This is a genomic window from Jeotgalibaca porci, assembly GCF_011299095.1.
In the GTDB taxonomy this organism is placed as follows: Bacteria; Bacillota; Bacilli; order Lactobacillales; family Aerococcaceae; genus Jeotgalibaca; species Jeotgalibaca porci.
This window is the reverse complement of record NZ_CP049889.1, coordinates 1,909,652-1,928,941: the sequence shown is the minus strand read 5'-3', so window position 1 is coordinate 1,928,941 and position 19,290 is coordinate 1,909,652. Positions and strand designations below refer to the sequence as shown.

General features: G+C 40.0%; 18 protein-coding genes and 1 other annotated feature (1 of these 19 running past the window's edge). Of the genes, 3 read left to right on the top strand and 15 right to left on the bottom strand.

What is annotated here, in order from left to right; translation table 11 throughout:
• Positions 1–265 precede the first annotated feature (265 nt).
• The 5 genes from G7058_RS09770 to G7058_RS09750 form a co-directional block, all read right to left on the bottom strand.
• Positions 266–1,453: a CapA family protein gene (locus G7058_RS09770; protein ID WP_166063365.1), complete on the bottom strand. Its 1,188-nt coding sequence runs from the start codon at positions 1,451–1,453 to the stop codon at positions 266–268.
• A 79-nt stretch (positions 1,454–1,532) separates the two neighbouring features.
• Positions 1,533–2,501 carry an ABC transporter substrate-binding protein gene (locus tag G7058_RS09765; RefSeq protein ID WP_166063364.1) on the bottom strand — a complete coding sequence of 323 codons (969 nt, stop codon included), beginning with the start codon at positions 2,499–2,501 and terminating at the stop codon, positions 1,533–1,535.
• A 364-nt stretch (positions 2,502–2,865) separates the two neighbouring features.
• The gene (locus G7058_RS09760) at positions 2,866–3,399 is read right to left on the bottom strand and encodes a biotin transporter BioY (RefSeq protein ID WP_166063363.1); all 534 of its coding nucleotides are present in this window, start codon (positions 3,397–3,399) and stop codon (positions 2,866–2,868) included.
• The gene (locus G7058_RS09755; protein ID WP_166063362.1) at positions 3,396–4,367 is read right to left on the bottom strand and encodes a biotin--[acetyl-CoA-carboxylase] ligase; all 972 of its coding nucleotides are present in this window, start codon (positions 4,365–4,367) and stop codon (positions 3,396–3,398) included. Before G7058_RS09755 ends, G7058_RS09760 begins: the two co-directional genes overlap by 4 nt.
• A gap of 281 nt (positions 4,368–4,648) precedes the next feature.
• A complete protein-coding gene (locus G7058_RS09750; protein ID WP_166063361.1) occupies positions 4,649–5,404 on the bottom strand; it encodes a 3D domain-containing protein in 756 nt (251 codons plus the stop codon).
• 420 nt (positions 5,405–5,824) lie between these two features.
• Between G7058_RS09750 and G7058_RS09745 the strand changes: the two genes are divergently transcribed.
• Complete coding sequence (locus tag G7058_RS09745) at positions 5,825–6,535, top strand: helix-turn-helix domain-containing protein (protein ID WP_166062311.1); 711 nt, start codon at positions 5,825–5,827, stop codon at positions 6,533–6,535.
• Positions 6,442–7,383 carry an IS3 family transposase gene (locus G7058_RS09740; protein WP_227004412.1) on the top strand — a complete coding sequence of 314 codons (942 nt, stop codon included), beginning with the start codon at positions 6,442–6,444 and terminating at the stop codon, positions 7,381–7,383. Before G7058_RS09745 ends, G7058_RS09740 begins: the two co-directional genes overlap by 94 nt.
• Before the next feature lie 108 nt (positions 7,384–7,491).
• Here G7058_RS09740 and G7058_RS09735 read toward each other — a convergent pair whose 3' ends face one another.
• The 7 genes from G7058_RS09735 to G7058_RS09705 form a co-directional block, all read right to left on the bottom strand.
• Positions 7,492–7,701, bottom strand: coding sequence for a heavy-metal-associated domain-containing protein (locus G7058_RS09735; protein WP_166063360.1), 210 nt, complete (start codon positions 7,699–7,701; stop codon positions 7,492–7,494).
• A gap of 12 nt (positions 7,702–7,713) precedes the next feature.
• Positions 7,714–10,167, bottom strand: a complete 2,454-nt coding sequence (locus G7058_RS09730; protein ID WP_166063359.1) for a heavy metal translocating P-type ATPase — start codon at positions 10,165–10,167, stop codon at positions 7,714–7,716.
• Between the two features lie 2 nt (positions 10,168–10,169).
• Positions 10,170–10,634 (bottom strand): CopY/TcrY family copper transport repressor, encoded by a 465-nt coding sequence (locus G7058_RS09725; RefSeq protein WP_227004439.1) that lies wholly within the window; start codon positions 10,632–10,634, stop codon positions 10,170–10,172.
• 114 nt (positions 10,635–10,748) lie between these two features.
• Entirely contained in the window at positions 10,749–11,009 is a 261-nt protein-coding gene (locus G7058_RS09720) for a hypothetical protein (protein ID WP_166063358.1), read from the bottom strand.
• A gap of 180 nt (positions 11,010–11,189) precedes the next feature.
• Positions 11,190–11,987 (bottom strand): Cof-type HAD-IIB family hydrolase, encoded by a 798-nt coding sequence (locus G7058_RS09715; protein ID WP_166063357.1) that lies wholly within the window; start codon positions 11,985–11,987, stop codon positions 11,190–11,192.
• Positions 11,988–12,071: 84 nt separating this feature from the next.
• Positions 12,072–12,329 carry a YkvA family protein gene (locus G7058_RS09710; RefSeq protein ID WP_227004438.1) on the bottom strand — a complete coding sequence of 86 codons (258 nt, stop codon included), beginning with the start codon at positions 12,327–12,329 and terminating at the stop codon, positions 12,072–12,074.
• 128 nt (positions 12,330–12,457) lie between these two features.
• On the bottom strand, positions 12,458–13,117 hold the full coding sequence (locus tag G7058_RS09705) for a deoxynucleoside kinase (RefSeq protein ID WP_166063765.1): 660 nt from the start codon (positions 13,115–13,117) through the stop codon (positions 12,458–12,460).
• A 153-nt stretch (positions 13,118–13,270) separates the two neighbouring features.
• On the opposite strand from G7058_RS09705, the gene G7058_RS09700 reads away from it, so the two are divergent.
• The gene (locus tag G7058_RS09700) at positions 13,271–14,170 is read left to right on the top strand and encodes a nuclease-related domain-containing protein (protein WP_166063355.1); all 900 of its coding nucleotides are present in this window, start codon (positions 13,271–13,273) and stop codon (positions 14,168–14,170) included.
• 164 nt (positions 14,171–14,334) lie between these two features.
• Here the strand turns inward: G7058_RS09700 and G7058_RS09695 are convergent, their stop codons facing one another.
• Genes G7058_RS09695 through G7058_RS09685 form a run of 3 tightly spaced genes read right to left on the bottom strand, consistent with a single transcriptional unit; the run spans position 14,335 to position 19,070 of the window.
• A complete protein-coding gene (locus G7058_RS09695; protein ID WP_166063354.1) occupies positions 14,335–16,143 on the bottom strand; it encodes an ABC transporter substrate-binding protein in 1,809 nt (602 codons plus the stop codon).
• Positions 16,144–16,173: 30 nt separating this feature from the next.
• Entirely contained in the window at positions 16,174–17,643 is a 1,470-nt protein-coding gene (locus G7058_RS09690) for an ABC transporter permease (RefSeq protein WP_166063353.1), read from the bottom strand.
• A gap of 5 nt (positions 17,644–17,648) precedes the next feature.
• The gene (locus G7058_RS09685) at positions 17,649–19,070 is read right to left on the bottom strand and encodes an ABC transporter permease (protein WP_227004436.1); all 1,422 of its coding nucleotides are present in this window, start codon (positions 19,068–19,070) and stop codon (positions 17,649–17,651) included.
• Positions 19,071–19,138: 68 nt separating this feature from the next.
• Positions 19,139–19,290 (bottom strand) — a binding site (T-box leader); it runs 91 nt beyond the window's last position.

Sequence of the window (19,290 nt, the reverse complement as noted above, 5' to 3'; positions counted from 1 at the left end):
AAAATGGGTAGATAATGAAAGGACTTGCGGAGAGGAATTACTAAATAGGATGAAATTAAATTAGGATGAAATTAAATAAAGAATGCATTTCTAAGGATTAGAAATTGATGAGTTTCTTTATTTGCCCCCATTATAAGGCCAATCCTTCAAACATGCAAGCCTTTTCTAAACTTTTGTGAAAATATCTTTCTAGCCAAAATAAATAGAGCGCGAGCCACATTCGTCACAAAAATGCGACTCTGCTCTAATAATATGTAATATGTTCTTACTGAAGTAGGAACTCTGGTGCAATAACGCTTTCGACTTGCTCTTGATAGCTTTCTTTCGTAACAGAAATGCCATCCAACGCGTTCAAGCCATGCTCTACTGCTAATTCATCCGTGTATTGATCTAAATAGTAAATTTTAAACTTTCGTTTCAAACGACCATTATCATTGTAATGGTAGCTAAAATGCGAGACTGTTGGACGGAATACGATGTTTTCGATATCTGTTCCCTCTTCGGTTACGACAAAATCAAACGAAACCATCCCCCCAAGCGTATTAATATCATCAAGTGCGTGGGCTAATAAATTCCCTAGCGACCAGACAACTAACGTTTCGTTACCATTTGCGCCAGTCAGCCACTCAACAGGTTGAATGACATGCGGATGCGTTCCGATGACAACATCGACTTCCAAATCAGCAAACAACTGACCATAATATTCTTGGTACTCATTTACGACATAGGTATTCTCGTCTCCCCAATGGGCTGAAACGATTACCACATCGCTGACTTCTTTGGCTTTTGCGACATCTGTACGGATTTTCTCTTCGTCGAAATAGTTCACACGCCAATTCGTATCCGGTTCGATTCCGTTTGTACCATATGTATAAGCCAAGAAAGAAAATGTCACGCCATCTCGTTCAATGGTTGGTATTTCAAGGCTTGCTTCCTCGCTTTCAAAAACTCCTGTGTAACGCACATCTTCGTATTGTTTCCAAAAATCAAGTGCATACGTTGCACCGGCAACGCCGAAGTCCAACGTATGGTTCGTGGCACCGTTAATTAAATCAAAGCCTAAATCTACCATATTTGTACCCAGTTGTTCAGGTGTATTAAATGAAGGATAGCCGGAGTAAGGGTAATCCGGTCCTGCAAAAATTGTCTCTTGATTCAAAAATGCTAAGTCAGCATTTTCAACGTCAGCTGCGATATTCTCGTACATATTTGAAAAGTCATAAGAGCCATCAGGTGTTTCAGCAGCCCAGATGACATTTTCATGTATTAAATTATCTCCCACTCCGATGAACGAAATCCGTTTCTCTTCAGGTTCTTGTGGTTCTGAAGATTCTATTGTAGCTTGAGATTCTGTGCGTACTCCCTCTTCTTCACCAGATTCTGCTGGCTCAACTGTCTGTGTGGTACATCCAAACAGAGCAAAGGTAGATAGTAACGTTAACCATTTTTTCATATTAATCCTCCAGGGTTTGTATCATGTGTACATTATAAACCCTATAGATTAAAATAACACGAAGAAAGTGTGGGTTTATTTATTCGGGTACCGTAATAGATGCCGGATCAATACCAAGTGCTTTAGCAACTTCTTCGTTTACAACTAGTTCCAATACCTCTGAAGATTGGATAGGCATCGTTGCTGGATCAGCGCCCTCTTCAATAATTTCTAGAGCCATTTCACCTGTTTGTCTTCCCAGTTCGTAGTAGTCGATTCCATATGTTGCTAAGCCACCTGCTTTAACTTGGTCCGTGGAAGCAGCAACGACCGGCAATTTATTTGCTTCTGCCACTTGCTTAACAGATCCCATCGTACTCGCTAAAGTATTGTCAGTTGGCACGTAAATACCTTGCACGTCTCCTGCCAACGATTCCATCGCTTGTTGTACCTCATTTGTAGATGAAACGGTTTTTAATACTACTTTTACGCCTGCAGCTTCTAATAATTCCGTTGCCTGATCGCCTTGAATAACAGAGTTTGGTTCGCTTGAATTATAAATGATTCCTATGTGGGTCGGATTCGTCGTTAATGAAAGAAGTAAAGCAATTTGTTCCTCAAGCGGACCCGCATCTGTCGTTCCGGTTAAATTCCCACCTGGTGCATCCAAACTCGCAACTAAGTCCGCATCAACTGGATCAGTAATTGCTGTAAATAAAATCGGTGTTTCTTGATCCACATTTGCTAGAGAAACAGCCGCTGGCGTTGCAATGGCTAGAATTAAATCATTTTGTCCGGATAGACGTTCTGACATCGTTTGTAAATTGGATTGATCCAATTGTGCGTTCTGGTAATCCACATTCAAGTTTTCGCCTTCAATGTACCCTGCATCTTCCAACACATCCAAAAATCCTTCGCGAGAAGCGTTTAAAGATTCGTGATCCATTAACTGTAAAATTCCTAAATTAACGGTTCCATCTCCTTCTGCTTTGCTTTCTCCACTACACCCTGCCAAAATACCTGCTGATGCCAATACCAATCCCGCTTTTAATAACCAATTTTTTCTCATCTTATATTCCTCCTATTTATTCACTGATAAGAACACAAAAACCCATCCAGATATCAACAATCTGAATGGGTCGCTCAAATTCTTATTGTAAAAAGAAAGTTTTCCTTTTCGCAATCACCACTCAGATTTTAATCTATGTGGCAGTTGCTCACGCAAACTCACTCTAGCCGCCATAGATACAAACAATGTTTGAAATGTCTGTATCCACTGCGTGTGTCTACAGAACTATCTAAAGTAGCTAAAGTAAAAATTGATTTGGATTTGGTTTGCATGTTTCTTATTCATCGTGAAAACCTCACATTTTTTTATTTGGTATCTGTATCTTAAGGGTTAATAAATGAGAAGTCAATGAGTAAATTAAATTTTAATGAGTTTTGCTTTTATTTTGGAAGACCGTCACTCTGTTTATACTCTTGAGAAAGCCAATAGACAGTAGAGCTTTCATAGCGTCTCCGGGCAGAAACAAGAGAACTCCGGCATACAAAATATCTTTAAAAGATAAATTTAAATCCAGTACTTGATTAAGGATAAAAGCCATATAAGGTGTACCGATAACGTAACTGATTACTGTCCCAATGATCACTAAGTGGCTCGCCTTTTTAATCCTGCCACTTTCTTTCAACCACGCGAGTAGTGTCGCGACAACTATAAATGAAATGAGAAATCCAAAGCTGGGACTGATTATAATTTGTGGTCCTCTCAACAATAGCATTAATAATAAGTTTAGTAATTGTGTGTAGAAAGCCTGAATGGGCGTGAAGAGTAAGCCCGTTAATAAAACGAAGAGTGTTTGCAAGGTTACGGCAACCGGCCCTAGCGGGATTGCAATAAAGCTACTGACGAGCGTTAGAGCTGCCATGATACTCATGTGTGTCAAATCTCGCGTTGTAAGCTTCATTTTGAACCTCTCCAATCAATACTAATCTCACCGTATGAAATTTTCGTGCGTGTTTGATCTTCCAACAGGATTTCCAAAGCCCCCGCATCATCGATTCCTGTTGCAATCCCTCTATACGTTTGCTTATTTTTGATAAAAGAAACGGATTTCCCCAATACAAAACAACGGTCACGATAGTCATCCAGAAACGCACCTGTTTCCATCGTTTCGTATACTGCATAGAAATGATTAATAATACTAGCTGCTAACGTATTGCGGCTGACTGTACTTTCCCCACTAAAGAGTGCTCCCACAATGGGTTGTAAATCTTCCGGTAAGTGCTCGTCTTCCAAGACATTTATACCAATTCCGAGAATAATTGATTGAATCGTCTGCGTTTCAAGGCTTAGAATACCTTCTGTTAAAATACCACATACTTTTTTACCATCAATAAAAATATCGTTGACCCATTTTATTTGAGGTTTTAGGGTTGTCAGCTCTTCGATAGCCTGACAAACCGCCACAGCAGCTGCCGTTGTTAATAACGTCGCGTCACTATTGGGGCTCAGTTCATGGAGAGCCAAACTCATGTAAATGCCTGTACGAGGAGGGGAATAGAAGGTTCTTCCTAATCGCCCTCTTCCTGCTTCTTGGTGCTCGGATATAATCAAAAAGTCTTCATCCGGATGATTATTCAGACGTCGCTTGGCTTCTGCATTGGTTGAATCAATCGTTTGAAAAGTTTCGACATTTAGACGGCGCTGTACTAACGGTAGAATTGCTGCAGTATTTAATGAATCGCTCGGTTCAAGCAACCGATAGCCCGCACTGGGAGTTGAATGTATCTTATAGCCATCTTCTTTTAAGGTATTAATTGCTTTCCAAACAGCGGTTCTACTTACTCCTAAAATTTCTGCAATTTTTTGACCGGAAATATTTTCTGTCTTTTTTTGTTCGAGTATTGCTAGAACTTCATCCTTCGTTGACACGTCATCACCTACTTCTAAAATTATAGTTAAACTGTAACTTAAAAAATCCGCATCGTCAACCTGTAACATTAACTGGTTAACGATGCGGATGAACGCGGGTAGATTTAATTTTTAAGTAGGATTTTAGTCTTAGTCGGCAAAGGTTGGTTTCATTTTACAAACCTTTGCTCACTTAGGAAGAAAGGTCGGCAAAGGTCGGCCGTTTTTTCCGGACTTCTGCACACTTACAGATTGAGACAATAAAAAAACCGGAACACAAGGTTCCGGCGTAATCATTGTTATTATTGTGGTGGAAGAACTGTTACAGTCATTCCTTGACGACCAAATGCCCATGCAGCATTCAAGTCTGTAATATGAATATCAATACGGTTCCCAATAATTGCTGAACCTGTATCTCCTGCTACGAATGTACCGTAACCAGGAATAATTACTGTAGATCCTAAAGGAATTACACTTGGGTCTACCGCTACAACGTTAGGGTTTTGACGTAAGTTAATTCCGGAATAAGTGTAATCACTTAATGATGGTTGGTTAGTAGAGTAAGCAGTTGCTTCAACAGTCATTTGGTAACCAGCGCTTGAAACTTCTTGTGCTGGTGCTACTTCTTCAACAACTGGCTCTTCTACTACGACTTCTTCTTCGTAATATTCAACCGGTGTTTCAACTTCTACAATTTCTTCTTCAGAACTTACATCGTAAGATTTTTGTTCTTCACCTTCACCAACAGTTACAACTTTGTTGTCTGATGATAAGCGAATTGAATTTCCTACTATAATCATGTCTGCATTCGAAATGTTGTTAACTTCAACGAGTTTATCCAAAGAAATTTCTGTTGCTTGTGCGATTACTGAAAGTGTATCGCCCCAAACGAAGGTATATTTACTTCCGCTTTCGTTTTCTTTAATGTCTAGTTTAACTTCGTCAGCTGTACGAGCTGTCCATTCTGCTGCACTTGCTTCAGTTGGGTTAGCAAAAGCTAGAATTCCTGAAAATGCAATAGATGCACCTGCTACAAATAGTTTGTTCTTAAATTTCATGTTTTTATTTCTTTCCTTTCTTATCCTTGCTAGTAATTTCTGCAAGATCCATTAGATACTGACCGAGTGACAAATACGAAGGTCTTGTTTTCTAAGCATCGTAATACTAACACGAATAAAATAGGCTGTGCTGAAATACATCGTTTTGTTAACGCCCCTTAACATCATTGTATTAAAACCGAACGTTCATTACAGTTATAAGGCAAATATGACAAATATGACAACAAACAATTGTTTTTGTAACATTAGAATTGCTCATCTATTTCTTAGAAATCCTTTTAAATAACGTTTTTTTTTATACGTTTTACAAACTTTTGTTGGAAAGCGTTATTATTCAAAATAAAAGACGGAGTTATTTGATAAGCTCCCTTCAAAGTAGACACTGAAAAAAACAAACTACTTTGAAGGGGGTTTTTTTCTATGACTAGAAAACATACCGATCCAGAACTGTTACATTTAATTGATTTACACCTAAGGGGTGTTTCTTATCGAACGCTTGTTGATCAGCACCATCTCAAACTATCTGATACCACTTTTATGAATTATGTCCATCGGTACCAGGACCATGGCATGGAAGGGATCCGCTCCCAGAAGAATTACCGCAGTTACTCGAAAGAATTCAAGCAGAAAATTGTAGCTGAATACCTACAGACGGGTTACGGCTTTTCATACTTAGCCGCTAAATATAACATTCCATCTAAAACAACGGTAAACAAATGGGTAATTCGATATACTGAAGGAAAAGAGAATGAGACATATTCTCCGAAATCTGAGGTGTACAACATGACGGGTGTTAAAAAATCATATGAAGAAAAATTAAAAATCGTAGAAGATTACATAGCCAATCGCCTGACTTATCTGGAAGCAGCGGAGAAAAACCATGTAAGTTACAGTAACATTTATTCCTGGGTGAATAAATACAAAAAGCATGGACCGATAGGTCTGGAAGACAACCGGGGCCGCGGGAAGCCCACGGAAATTCAAACAACGGAAGAACGTTTAAACGCAGAAGTAGAGACACTTAAAGCCCGGAACAAATGGCTAGAAATGGAGAACGATGCGTTAAAAAAGCGCCGAAAAATCGCTGGGAATCACAAATCACAGGGGTTAGACAAGAAGTGGAATATTTAACTATTGAAGAATTAAAGCATAAATATCCCGTTATCCATCTTTGTGACATACTGGGTATCGCCAAATCCAGCTACTATAAGTGGTTAAAACGGGAACCCTCAGAAACAGAATTAAAACGCCTGAAACTGATGTGGGCGATCAAAGGAATCCACGAGGCATTCGGTGGGATTTACGGCTACCGAAGAATGACCATCTTTCTCAACTTTTTTAGAAGAGCGAAAGTGAATCATAAGTGTGTACACCGCCTCATGAGAATCATGGGGATCACAGCCGTCATCCGTCGCAAAAGAAGGAACTACGTGCCACACAAAGCTGCACATGTGGCTGAAAACATCTTAAACCGTGATTTCCACGCTGAAAGACCCATGGAAAAGTTATTGACGGATGTCACGGAATTCCGGTTGACCAATGGGACAAAACGTTACCTGAGCGCTATTTATGACCTCGGGTCAAAGAAAATCGTGGCTTATAAAACCAGTCACCGCAATGACAACCCGTTAGTACTGGATACACTAAAGCAGATTTTGGGTGATGTAAAGCCTGAAACCACACTGATTCATAGCGACCGCGGTTCCCAGTACACCTCCCATGCCTTTAACAAGATGATTAAAGATCACCAGATAATCCATAGTATGTCACGCGTCTCGAAATGTATTGACAACGGCCCTATGGAAGGCTTTTGGGGTACCCTCAAGGTGGAGATGTTTAACCTGGATACGTTTGACAGACCAGCGTACTTAGACCGGAAAATCAAGGCATACATCGCGTTCTTCAACAATGAACGCGTTACTTTGGATATGGGATTAGCAATTCCTACGGAAGAGAAGATTCTACAAATGATTGCATAAACGCTACAAAAAAAAGACCACACATTTTTACATGCATGGTCTAAAATACTTTGTTTTTTTACCTGTCTACTTGACAGGGGGCAGTTCAATTATCTCCGCCTCTTTACATTATTTTATTTCAGAAACTACAAATTTTGTTTCTGCTAATGCGTCTGTATACTCTGACTCTGCAATCTCACGGTCGGCTTCAACGGTTGCCAATTTTGTATCACGGTCAACCAAGACGCGTTCGACTCCTTGAATAGCCATGAACAGTTTGCTTACTGTGTTTGAGCAGCCTTCGCATTTCATTCCTTCTATTACTACTGATTGTTTCATATCTATTTCCTCCTATTTATTTGATGTTTTGAATCGCTTTAGTCTTAATGCATTTAAAAGAACCGATACAGAGCTGAAACTCATTGCTGCTCCGGCGATCATTGGATTCAGGAGCGGTCCACCGAATAAATACAATACGCCCATAGCTACTGGAATCCCCAACACATTGTATGCGAAAGCCCAGAATAAATTTTCTTTGATATTTTTAATCGTCGCTTTACTTAATTCAATCGCAGTTGGAACATCCATTAAATCACTGTGCATCAACACAATATCAGCTGACTCAATTGCTACGTCCGTTCCCGTTCCGATTGCTATTCCAATATCTGCTTGGGCAAGTGCTGGTGCGTCATTAATGCCATCACCGACCATAGCAACTTTCTTCCCTTCTGCTTGGAGTGCAGCAACCTGTTCAGCTTTATCTTCAGGAAGTACTTCACTCAAGACACGGTCAATACCGACCTGTTTCGCGATAGCTTCAGCTGTTCGCTTATTATCGCCTGTCATCATCACAACTTCAATGCCCATCTTATGTAGTTCCGCAATCGCAGCTGCACTGCTGGCTTTCAAAGTATCCGCCACTGCGATGATACCCGCCAACTGCTCGTCAATCGCAATGTACATCGGCGTTTTCCCTTCAGAAGCCAGACGGTGGGACTCTTCTTCCAAGGCGGAAATTTCAATCTTATTTGTAACCATCAGTTTGCGGTTACCTAATAAGAGGTTATTGTCCGCTATACGTACTTTTATACCATAGCCCGGTATTGCTTCAAAATCAGAAACCTTGGCCAAATTCATATTTTGATCTGCTGCTGCTTTAACAATTGCCTCTCCGAGTGGATGTTCAGAACCTTTTTCTGCTGAAGCTGATAAGTGTAATAACGCTTCTTCAGTTATTTGGGTTGTTAAAATATCTGTCACTTTAGGTTCGCCTTCAGTGATCGTTCCTGTTTTATCAAATACTACTGTTTGGATATTGTGCGTCGTTTCTAAAGCTGCACCACTTTTGATTAAAACGCCATTTTCGGCTCCTTTACCTGTTCCAACCATGATTGCCGTTGGAGTTGCTAAACCGAGTGCGCACGGACAGGCAATAACGAGTACTGAAATCGTAATCGTTAGAGCGAAAATCCACGACTCCTGGCCCAAGAAATACCACAACAAGCCAGAAAGCACAGCTAAAACGATGACAATTGGGACAAAGACACCTGAAATTTTATCCGCCAACTTGGCAATAGGTGCTTTAGAACCTTGTGCATCTTCTACTAACTTGATGATTTGAGCCAAAGCAGTATCTTTCCCTACTTTTGTAGCACGGTAGTGAATCATCCCATTCTTATTGATACTTGCTCCAATAACACGATCTCCGGGTTTCTTTTCAACCGGCATACTTTCACCTGTCAGCATCGCTTCGTCGATTGCAGTTAAACCTTCTGTTATCACACCGTCCACCGGCAATTTTTCTCCGGGACGAACCACAATCACGTCATCCACTGCAACAGCTTCGACCGGAATTTCAACTTCTGCACCGTCTCGCATTACTCGTGCTGTTTTGGGTGCTAACCCCATCAGTTTTTTTATTGCTTCTGAAGTTTTACCTTTCGAAACCGCTTCGAAATATTTCCCAAGTGTAATTAAAGTCAGGATTACCGCAGCTGATTCATAGTAGAGTTCCATCGCAAATCCTATTTCTCCCATATATACACGAAATGTTGCATAGAGGCTGTAAATAAAAGCAGCGCTTGTTCCCAAAGCAACGAGTGAATCCATGTTTGGATGACCTTTGAATAACGCTCGGAATCCGCCCGTAAAAAATTTCGTTCCCAAAATCATTACCGGCATCGTCAGTAACAGCTGTAAAATTGAGAAGTTTAGCGCGTAATGCATCGGGTCGATGATTCCTGGAAGTGGCAGCCCGATCATATGACCCATCGAAACGTACAATAACGGAACCGTAAACACCGCCGAAATCCAAAATCTTTGCCACATTTCTTTGATATGTGCTTCTTTTTTCTCTTGGTCCTTATCTACGGTGTCCGCGTCCCTGACTTCAACAACTGCTTCATATCCCGAATCAGCGACCGCTTTCGTAATATCAGCAAGAGTGATTGCATCCGGATTATAATTGACAACCATTTTTTCAGTCGCAAGATTAACCGAAGCGTGCCCCTCGCCCACTAGTTTGAGCGTGGCATTCTCGACAGTTTGTGCACAACTCGCACAAGACATGCCTGATATACCAAACGTTATTGTTTCTAGTGGCTTAACAACTTTATACCCAGCATCAGCTACGGCCTGTTCGACTTTACGAATATCAAATGCTTGATCAACATCCAAGGCAAGCTTCTCTGTAGCCAAGTTAACCGAGGCATTATTCACTCCTTCAACTTTTCCAGCAGCTTTTTCGACAGCTTGCGCACAACTCGCACACGACATTCCTTCTATTAATAGTGTCTCATGTTTCATTGTTATAACTCCTCCTCGTGGTTCGCATGACAGTCACATTGCCCATGTAAACAGTGGCATTGCACTGTCTCCACAGCATCCATGGCTTTTTCAGAAACTGCCCGTTCTAAAAGTTTAATGTCTTCTTTACTTAAAACCGATTGCGAAATCAGTTCAGCCAGGGTGGCTCCCACTTTCGTCGAACAAACATGCTGCAACACACTACCGGTCCGTTCACGCATACTTTCTTCTTCCGATATAAGTGCGGAATATAAAAAACGATTCCCATTTGCTTCTGTGGATACGAACCCTTTTTCTACTAAACGACCAATCAAGGTTTTAATTGTGGCAGCCTTCCAATCCATTTTCTCACTGAGAACTTCCGTAATCGTTCGACTTGTCACAGGTTCGTTCGTCCAGATGACACGCATGATTTCCCATTCAGCATCTGATATTTTAGGCGTCGATACAATTTGCATATTCTTCATCCTTTCTAACTTTCCTGTTTGTGTTTACATTTGTAATCATTACCTTAACTTCAGTTTACATCTGTAAACGATATTTGTCAAATTTATATGCTCAAAAAAAGTAAGCGAAGCTTTTTATGCTCCACTTACTTTTTTTCTAACCGTATCTGAAGTAAATAAACATTTACTTCTCTCATCTTCATATTTACCCCAAATTTCGATTTTCCAGCAGTCACAGTTTGCGCCTACAGGACATATCAAACGCCCTTTTGTTAAAGGGATATCTAAATAAATACTTCCATCATGATAGACTATTACTCTGTCAGGTTTTGCATTCACTTCGGTTAATGCCCGTGTTGCCGCTCCGATATACGCTTCCGCTGACTCATCGTTCATTTTAATGGTCTGCTTTATTTTGGATATAATAAAATTTTCCTCCTTCTATTTAATGGCCTTCCGTTCAATCTATCTACTCGTTTCTTTTAAACCGACCGATTCACGCATTTACATTACCATCGGAAACTCTGTTTGTCAAACGTACACAAACGTCAGAAGGCTGTTCACTTCCTTCTATTATTATAGTCCGATTAATTGTTCAATGGTGTCGAGTAAGCTCGTCGTATTGTGATCTGCGATTTCGTATTTCGCAACGGCTTTAACAGATGGTTCTGCGTTCGCCATTGCATAGCCGTGTGTAACTTGCTTTAACATTTCAATATCGTTCGGACTGTCGCCAAAAGCTGCACATGCGTCCACCGAAATATTCCAACGTTCCTGTAAGAGTTTCATCCCCAGCCCTTTATGAACGTTCGGTAATAAAATATCTATAAAGCCAAAGCCACTTCCTACGACAGAAAGATGCTTACCAATACGCTCCTCCAAATACTCCAGTACTTCTGGTACTTCAGTGACTTGAAAAATCGTCGTAAAACTTAGAATCTCATCTTCTATCTCATGGAGATTATTCACTTCTTCGATATTTAAATAGTATTGACGAAAAATATCGGCATACTTTCCAGTCGCACCCTTTTTGAGATAGCTCCCGTTTACACCGCATAGTAAAAAGGGTGTGTCACTATAAGCTTGAAGCGCATCAATTCCTTTTTGCACCATCTCTGTAGACATGACTGCAGAATAAAGCACTTCACCTTTATGGATAATATATGCGCCATTTTCCGCTACAAAAGTCATCCGATCCGTGAGGCCTTCAAAATAATATTCTAGTTTTGGTAGTTGATTCCCACTTGCACAAACAAAACGAATACCTTTTTCGTCCATACGGTCTAGCAACTTCTCGAATCGGGGCCGGTCGTAAGTCTTTTCTGAATTCAAAAATGTTCCATCCATATCTACTGCTATCATTTTTATATCCATCTTGCACCTCTTTGTTATGATACTTCTATTCTATCAATAATCCATACAAATAACTATTTGTCTCCCAAAAAAAAGAACATGCAATTAATTTGCATGTTCTGGATTATCTTCACTGGAGACTAATTTCTCGGCAATTATTAATAGAAGTGGAATCAGGATGTCATCGGCATAACCAGCCATAGGAATAAAATCAGGGATAAAGTCGACAGGACTCACGATGTAAAGAATGATACCGAGCACCATCAATTTTCGGCGACGTTTCATCTTTGTATCAAACAAGGAAGTGACTAATGACTTCACTTTGTTAACAGGTGTCTGTCTCGTTTTGGCTTTCATTTGCATCATGCATCTTCCTTTCCATTTATTTTCGTTGATGCTCTCTTATTATAGAAGAAACACGTTCGAAGTGAATCAGTCTAAAGAATGAAAAAGCATTCAGTCCCAATGATTAGGAACTGAATGCTTCTTGATTATGCTTGAGCCATATTCTCAAAACGTGCTTCTGCTACTGCTTTTTGAATAACTTCCATCACACGATCTTGATCGTCTTCAGAGTTTAGAATGTCGTAGTCAGCAATACTGATTTTAATTTTGGCGCTGTGGTTATAGCTTTCGTACCATGCTTCATAGTTATCGTACAACAGACGGTAGTAAGCCAACAAATCAGGATTGTCTTTGATTTGTTCGAAATCACGGCCACGTTCCTGAATACGTTCCAAAATTATTTCAAATGGACCGTCTAAGTAGATTAACAAGTCTGGTGCTTTCTTTGGAATACCTTCCAATTCTTCCATCATGTTATCCAGAAGGTCATTATAAATATCCATCTCTTCAATTGAAATGTTTCCTTGCAAATGGTTCACATGCGTGAACAATGCATCTTCATAGATTGAGCGGTCCAACACATTATTGTCGTCCACCAACGCATCTTTAATACTTCTAAAACGCGCATTTAAAAAGTAAATTTGTAAGCTGAATGCCCATTTCTTAGGGTCATCATAAAATTTATCAAGGATGGGATTATAATCGACACTTTCATAGAAAGCCTGCGTTCCCAATTTATTAGAAATCATCTTTGTATACGTAGATTTCCCTGCTCCAATCATCCCTGCCAACACTAGCACACTCATCATATCCCTTCCCTTTTGTTTTATTCATCGAGGAATTACAACATGTTGTATCATACCATAAAGTGGCCCACAATATGTCGCCACAATTATATTTTATTTAAAAAAAGCTTTTTAACATTTTTTGCTTATATATATACAGGAGGTGTCATATATATGACCGGAAAATCTGAAACTTTATTATTGTTGGAATCATTAGCGATTAGGATGGCAAGTAACGAACAGCTGGAAAAATATCTAATGAGAGAAGGAAAAGGCCATACGGGTGAGAGACAGTTGCTTAACGAACTAAAAAAATTAAACACGGAACACATGATTCTATCAGATTTGTATTTTGAAACTCATAGTGGTCAAAAATTTCAAATTGATCATTTGTTGGTAATCGGTAACGTCTTATTCATTTATGAAGTGAAAAACTATGAAGGTGAATGGAACTATGGGAATGAGTTGTTTACGAAAGGAACCAATTTTTCCTGCCCGAATCCTTTGATACAATTAACCCGGACAAAAAATTGTTTTAAGCAGTTTCTTCAAGACTTAAGTTTAGCGAACTGCGAAGTGAAAGCAGCGGTAGTCTTTATTAATTCTCATTTCACCCTTTTTAACGTTCCAGTAGGTAAACCTCTGCTTCTACCTACACAAATCCATCACCATATTCAAACGATGGATCAATTCCCACCGATTACCGATAGTCTCCGCGTAGTTGTGCAGGAATTGCTACGAAACAAAGCAAAGGCAGAACCTTTTCGTAAAAATATTCCTTTATATCGTTTCGAGGAATTAAAGAAAGGGATTCGTTGTAGAGCGTGCGGGGATATCGTTGTCCCGTTGAATACTAAATTTTATCGCTGTTCAAATTGTTCTTCAACAGGCAATGTTACGCAGGCTATTTTGGATGCAGCCAGGGAATTCCAACTTTTATTTCCAAATATGAAATTAACCGTCAGTTCTCTTTATGAATGGTGTGGAAAATCATGTGCCAAACAAAGATTCAGCAATGTTTTAACGGCTAACTTCATAGCACAGGGGAAATACCGAGGAACCTATTATTTATAAGTAGTTGGTTTAGAAAATTCATCGTCCAACTGATTGTAAAGCTATTTACAGCGAGTTCGAATGGAAAATAAGGCGGCCAACTGATTGTAAAGTTGTCATCGGTTCATTTCTTCCTATTATAATGTCTAAAAAAAAGCCTCCCGGATTAAGGGAGGCTTCTCTGATTATTCTGCTAAATATGCTTCGTAGAATTCTTCTACTTTAGCTGGGTCTGCTACTAGTTTGTTACCTGTATCAACAAGTGGTGTCACTGTTGAGTATGATGGTAATTTTTTACCGTTGTAAGCAGCGTTAATCTCATCTTGGTTAATGGAGAATAAAATCGATTTACGCAAGTTTTCACTTTCAGAAACAGCGCGTCCGGATGTATTGAATAGCATATAAGAAACAGCGTTACTTGGCATGCTTTGTAGTGAAAGTTTATCATCTTCTTCAATAATCTCGTATTTCGTTTCACTTAGTCCGTATAGCAAGTGAATTTCGCCTGCACGTAATGCCGATAAAGCACTGTCAGAATCAGCGATAAAACGAACTGTCACGTTTTTAATTTGCGCTGTTTCTGGTGTTTCTGGACGGTAACCAGGGTTTGCTTGGAACGTTGCTTCGTAGTCATCTTTAGAAGTCATGATGTAAGGGCCACTTGTATACAAGTGGTTGTCGCCGTTGATTACAGCACGTTGATCTCCGTAAGCAATATCCACTGATGGGTCAAATGAAGCAATGTCATAAGTATTGATGCTTTCAACTTGTTCTTTAGAAACAATACCTGCTGATTGGTGAGCTAGGTAGTTCAATACTTGTGGGAAAGCCTCAGTCGTTGTCAATTTGATAACTTGGTATGAACCTTCGTCATTATTAACATCTGCTGCATTTTCAACTGTTTTAGAAATAGGTGCATCCAAATCTTCAGCCAAAGCATCCAACACATTGCCAGAACCATCAGATAATTGAACGTTTTCCAATTCAGCAACATCTGTTACTAATTCTACAGTGTCAATATGTTCATGCAATGAGTAAGTACGGTGATCCGGAACAGAGTCTGCATTTTTTGCACGGTCTAGCGAGAAAATAACATCTTGTCCGCTAACCATTAGACCTGTGTCTACTGCTTCGCCGTTCTCTACTGCCGCAAAGTTAATATCATCGCGCAGCACAAAGTAAAATTCTGAGTTACCTTCTGCGATAACGTGGTTGTATGATAGCGAGCCATCAGAAACAACATTATCATCATCTGTTAAGTTAACCAAACGCACATACATGTTTGTATTCAACTGGTTAATAGAACCATCGTTTCCTTTAACAGGGTCCAATGATGTTAAATCACCATTTACTTGCGTCAGCATCAATGAATCAGAAGCATTTTTAGATTCGTCAACAAATGAAACAGGCTCCCACGCAAATGCACGTGATTTAGAAAGACGAATTGTGTCGCCATTTAATACTTCGCTGTTATAAGCTTGTGCTTTTAGTGATGTATAAAGCGGAACGATGTAGGCATTTTCTGTAACCAATACATCTTCAAACTCTTTATATGTTTCTTGATACTCTTCCGGTGTTTCAACTGCAGCTTTGTCAATCAACGCATCGACATCAGTGTCAGATAAGTTACTGTAGTCACCATCTGTAATAAATAGTGAACGGACAGCATAGTCCGGATTACCCGTTACCGTTGTCCAACTTGAAAGTGATAAGTCGTAGTTTCCAGCATCTTGTTGTGCTGAGAAACTTGCGTAGTCGGGTTGTGTGTTTAATTTAACATCGAAACCATTTTTGATTAACTGATCACGGACAATGTTCATGTCCGTTTCATTTGAGCTTGTTCCCAGAATCTCGATCGTTGTTTTGTCTGTTGATTGTGTTACGTTAGATTCTGTATTTGAGTCTGAATTCGCGTCACCTTCCGTTTGAACAGAGCAAGCTGCCAATACCAGTGCAGCGGATGTTGCTAGGAATGGTAGTAATTTCTTCTTCATTGTATATAAACCTCCAATTATATTTTTTCTTTAATTTAATTTCGGATCGGTCGCATCACGCAATCCGTCACCCAAAAAGTTGAATGATAAAACGAGTAAAATAATCGCCAATCCTGGGTAAATCGCCAGGTATGGATTGGTTTCAAGATATTGACTCCCGATTCGCAGGATATTTCCCCACTCCGGTACATGCGCTTCAACACCCAGTCCTAAGTAACTTAAACTACTTGTGGAAATAACTGCCGTTCCGATTGTTAAAGTCGAACGAACAATCATCGGCGCCATAGCGTTTGGCACAATGTGTTTAAGAATCAAGGTACGGTTATCCTGACCCAATGCACGGGCTGCTTCGACATATTCGTAGTTCGCCACTTGCATCACATTCGCACGCATGGTACGGGCATAGGAAGGTATAGAGCCTAGACTCAAAGCGATAATCAGGTTTGTAGTGGAAGCGCCAAATGACGCAACAATTGTAATGGCCAGTAGCATTCCAGGTATAGCATATAAAACATCCAGCAAACGCATAATGACGTTATCCGTTCTATTTCCATAAAATCCAGAAACAGCACCTAACGTTCCGCCTATGAAAAACGGTAGTAAGGTTGATAACAAGCCAACTGCCAAGGAAATTTGAGAGCCAAAAACGATACGAGAGAACACATCTCTACCATAGTTATCTGTTCCAAATGGGGAAGCCATTGTCGGAGGCTGTAAAATGTTCGCATAGTTATTTTGAACCGCGAACGATTCACTGAACGTAAAGTTACTTGTCCAAGCCAGAGATATCAAAAACGTAATAAACATTAATCCTAAGAGCGCGGCCTGGTTACGGGTCAACTTTTCCCGGACACTCGTCTGCCTTCTATCCCCTGCCAGGTCTTGATTCGTTTTATACATGGAAACAGCCACGAACAAAGCTAAAACGTTCCCCAGTAATGCTGTCAGTACGAGTAAAACGAGACCCGTTACCTGAGCTTTTTTATTTAAGTGATACCACTTCTGGCCGAAAACGGCGACCACAATGTGGAAAAGTAAAACGGCGATTAATAAATATAACGTTAGTAAAAACGTATTGGATACGAATGGTTTAAAGAGATTCAAGAGAGTCACAATAATAATAAACACATCCACCAATACCATATACAGACTATAAATGAAGCCAACATCGGGATTCTTTTTCCGTGCGATAGCGCCCGATAGGAAAGTGAATATATTTCCGGCAAATAATCCGAGTATTAATAGTAGAGAAAATACCTTAAAGAGTGGTTGCTGTTGGTCGGCATCAAATGATGCCCGCTTCATTTCTTTCAGCATGACCGTATGCAGGACACTCAAAACAGCGTGTACTACCGCGCCAATTAACAACGGCAACTTGAAACTTAAAGGACTAAAGTTAATACTGAGTAGGAAGAATACTGCTGTCATCCCCCAGCTTAATCCATTGTTAAATTGGAAGTAACGTAACATCTGTCTGCCACGATAACTTTTAATCATCATTCTTGTTACCCCCTACCCTTTTGAATCCGAGAACGAATACGTGGATCCAAGAAACTATACATGACATCAATGAACATATTTACGACTGAAAGGATAATCGCAATATAGATGACACCACCCATTACACTCGGGATATCCGGTATAAATTGTTTATCAACAATGTAACTACCAATACCATTAATATTAAATACTTTCTCCGTTACAGAAGAACCACCCAACATTCCACCAAACTGCAAACCAACAACAGTCACAATCGGAATCAAGGCATTCGGAACCGCATGACGCAAAATAACACGTGTATGCGAAAGTCCTTTTGCTCTTGCGGTCAAGATATAGTCTTCATTAATCACTTCTAACGTAGATGAACGCGTCATCCGAGCGACCGATGCCATCAATCCTGTCCCTAAAACAACGGCTGGCATCAATAAGGATAAGGAATTGCTAGTACTATAAGTAGCCGGCAACCACCCTAAGTTGATGGAGAAGTTTAGGATGAAAATGAGACCTTGCCAAAAACTTGGAATCGAAATACCGATTAAAGCAATTAACATAAATAAATTATCAAAAGTTGAGTTAGCTTTTACGGCCGCATAGATACCTGCCGGTAAGGCCACCGAAAGTGATAACGTTAAGGCCATAATCGTTAAGCGTAATGTGACAGGGAAACGGCGCATGATGGTTGCAACCACCTGTTCATTCCCTTGATACGCATTGCCTAAGTCAAATGCAAAGATACCTTTAATCGTGCGACCCAGTTGAACCAAGTAGGGATCATTCAAGCCATGTAATTGACGGAACGCTTCGTATTGCGCATCCGTTGCTTGGTCACCTAAAATATTAACTGCAGGGTCAGATGGCGAGAGATACAACAGTGTAAATACAATGACGGTCACTCCCACAATTACAAACAACATCATAACCAAGCGATTAACGATGTAATGTAACGTCGGAAGCGAAAGAATCAACAAGTATATGTACATCGGCCATGCCAGAATGATTGAAAGTATAAATCCTGGCCAAGTACCGATTGCAGCAAGTGTTGCTTTCAAATATGTATCAGGTTCTGTTCCCTTTTCTTGATAATGTATTTTTTTCAGCTGCTCAACTGTTTTAGTCAGCTCGCTTTTGAATAGCTTCTCCGTATCATTCTCAATTTGAGTGGGAGTCTTTACAATACCTAAATACTCATTTTTCTTTATTTCTTGTTTCTTTAGTTTTTCTTTCAAAGCCTCTGCTTGACCGCTCTTAATGAATTCTTCACGCCAATGACTATCATCGGTGCGCGTCCCTCCTAAAAAGTACTTCAGCGCAACCAACACATGAAACAACAAACCAAAACCAATTAAACCAAAACGCCAACTTTTTTTACGATAGGCACGTTCGTAATAATAGCGAATATTCGTTAGTAGCGGGCTATTTCTTTCCACTTTCATTTCCTCCTTCTTTCCTGAATATAAAAAAAGCCCTTAAATAGTCAGCTAAAAAAGCCTGGCTATTTAAGGGCAAAGTAATTTGCGGTTCCACCTTAATAAGACAACCTGCATATGGGTTGTCGTCTCATTCAGTACATTATTAGACATATACTGTTTTGCTGTAACGGGCAATCCCGTTATGGGCTGATAAATTTCACCCATACGACTCCAAGAT

Bases quoted from the DNA above. Each gene is read 5' to 3' on its own strand.
- G7058_RS09720 (WP_166063358.1), bottom strand. From the start codon at position 11,009: ATGAACGATGAGTCAGCGGAAGCGTATATCGGAGCGGCAACACGGGCA.
- G7058_RS09715 (WP_166063357.1), bottom strand. From the start codon at position 11,987: ATGGATATAAAAATGATAGCAGTAGATATGGATGGAACATTTTTGAAT.
- G7058_RS09740 (WP_227004412.1), top strand. From the start codon at position 6,442: ATGGCTAGAAATGGAGAACGATGCGTTAAAAAAGCGCCGAAAAATCGC.
- G7058_RS09725 (WP_227004439.1), bottom strand. From the start codon at position 10,634: ATGAAGAATATGCAAATTGTATCGACGCCTAAAATATCAGATGCTGAA.
- G7058_RS09700 (WP_166063355.1), top strand. From the start codon at position 13,271: ATGACCGGAAAATCTGAAACTTTATTATTGTTGGAATCATTAGCGATT.
- G7058_RS09735 (WP_166063360.1), bottom strand. From the start codon at position 7,701: ATGAAACAATCAGTAGTAATAGAAGGAATGAAATGCGAAGGCTGCTCA.
- G7058_RS09760 (WP_166063363.1), bottom strand. From the start codon at position 3,399: ATGAAGCTTACAACGCGAGATTTGACACACATGAGTATCATGGCAGCT.
- G7058_RS09745 (WP_166062311.1), top strand. From the start codon at position 5,825: ATGACTAGAAAACATACCGATCCAGAACTGTTACATTTAATTGATTTA.
- G7058_RS09710 (WP_227004438.1), bottom strand. From the start codon at position 12,329: ATGCAAATGAAAGCCAAAACGAGACAGACACCTGTTAACAAAGTGAAG.
- G7058_RS09695 (WP_166063354.1), bottom strand. From the start codon at position 16,143: ATGAAGAAGAAATTACTACCATTCCTAGCAACATCCGCTGCACTGGTA.
- G7058_RS09690 (WP_166063353.1), bottom strand. From the start codon at position 17,643: ATGATGATTAAAAGTTATCGTGGCAGACAGATGTTACGTTACTTCCAA.
- G7058_RS09705 (WP_166063765.1), bottom strand. From the start codon at position 13,117: ATGAGTGTGCTAGTGTTGGCAGGGATGATTGGAGCAGGGAAATCTACG.
- G7058_RS09765 (WP_166063364.1), bottom strand. From the start codon at position 2,501: ATGAGAAAAAATTGGTTATTAAAAGCGGGATTGGTATTGGCATCAGCA.
- G7058_RS09750 (WP_166063361.1), bottom strand. From the start codon at position 5,404: ATGAAATTTAAGAACAAACTATTTGTAGCAGGTGCATCTATTGCATTT.
- G7058_RS09770 (WP_166063365.1), bottom strand. From the start codon at position 1,453: ATGAAAAAATGGTTAACGTTACTATCTACCTTTGCTCTGTTTGGATGT.
- G7058_RS09730 (WP_166063359.1), bottom strand. From the start codon at position 10,167: ATGAAACATGAGACACTATTAATAGAAGGAATGTCGTGTGCGAGTTGT.